At 59.7% G+C, this 1,305-nt stretch carries 2 protein-coding genes; both read right to left on the bottom strand.

Going from position 1 to position 1,305, the window contains the following annotated elements; all coding sequences use genetic code 11:
* Window positions 1-401, bottom strand: a 401-nt coding sequence (locus JX325_RS16995) for a thiamine pyrophosphate-binding protein (RefSeq protein WP_243414159.1), incomplete at its 3' end; no start/stop codon positions are given.
* 98 nt (window positions 402-499) lie between these two features.
* The coding region (locus JX325_RS16990) for a sugar phosphate isomerase/epimerase family protein (protein WP_204792195.1) at window positions 500-1,305 on the bottom strand (806 nt) is incomplete at its 5' end.

Below are 1,305 nucleotides of genomic sequence, written 5' to 3'. Positions count from 1 at the left end.
TCCAGCTGCTGGAGCACGGGGTCCGGCTGGCGGGAGGCGAAGGTGTCCGCCGGGAAGACCAGCAGGGGGATGTTGTTCACCGTGGCGGTGGCGCAGGCGGTGACCATGTTGGCCGCGCCGGGGCCCACGGAGGAGGCGCAGGCAATGATTTGCTTGCGGCAGTTCTGCTTGGCAAAGGCAATGGCCGTGTGGCACATGCCCTGCTCGTTCCGGCCCTGCATGACCCGCAGAGCGCCGGGGTTCGTGTCCAGGGCCTCGCCCAGGCCCACGGCGATGCCGTGGCCGAAGATGGTGAAGAAGCCCTCCACGAATTTGGTCTCCACGCCGTCCATGGAGACGTACTGGTTATCCAGGAATTTGACAATGGCTTGGGCCGTCGTCAGTCGAGTTGTATTTGACATAATCTACTCCCTTCTGTTTTTGATGTGCGAAACGCCCAGCCGGGTATACCGATTGGGCGTTTCGCGGAGAAAAGAAGTATGTAAAACAGTTCCCTGTCTTACTTGCTCAGAAGCTCATGCTGGATGCGCTCCAGGGCTTCGGGGGCCTGTTTGTCCATCTTCTCGGGGAAGCCGAAGTAGCTCACGCAGATAATGTTGTCTCCGCCCACCTTGGGCGCGTCGGGTTTGAGCTGCTTGTTGGCAAAGTCCATCTCCCGCAGGGTCTCGAAGATGCCGTCAAAATCCACCTCGCCCTCACCCATGGCGGTGTGCTGATGGATGGTCACATCCGCCCGGCCCCGCTGGTTCAGCCAGGGCGGGTTCAGGATGTAGCGGCAGTCCTCTGTTTGGTTCCAAGTATCGGCAAGAAGGACGTGGGTCAGTTCATCTCCGGCGTATTTCAGCATGTGCCGCACATCCCCCTTGCCTTGGTCGTAAAAGAAGCCATGAGAGGCGGAGTAGACATAGCCCAGATTCTTGGAGCGGAAGGATTTCACGATGTCGCAAGCCTCGTCGTTCAGCTCACAGAAGTCATAGGGATGGGACTGGATTTCGACGCGCAGTCCCTCCCGCTCAATGATGGGGAGCAGCTCCTCCATGGAGCGGAAGAACATGCCGTTGCAAAGCTCCTGCTGGTTGGGGACGCCGGAAAACTCCGTGTTGATGACGGGCACGCCCATGTCCACGGCAATTTGGATCATCCGCTTCCAGTTGGCCACGGCGTGCTGGCGCTGCTCCTCGGTGGGGCCGGACCAGCGGTAGACCACGATGAAGCTGGAGATTTCGACACCCGACTCCTTCAGGGCCTTGCGGTACTCCTCCTCGCACTCCTTGGAGAAGAGGGGGTGCTTGTAGAAGGGTTTGA

Origin of the sequence: Oscillibacter sp. CU971, assembly GCF_905219725.1 — a bacterium.
In the GTDB taxonomy this organism is placed as follows: Bacteria; Bacillota; Clostridia; order Oscillospirales; family Oscillospiraceae; genus Oscillibacter.
This window is presented reverse-complemented; position numbering and strand designations above follow the sequence as displayed.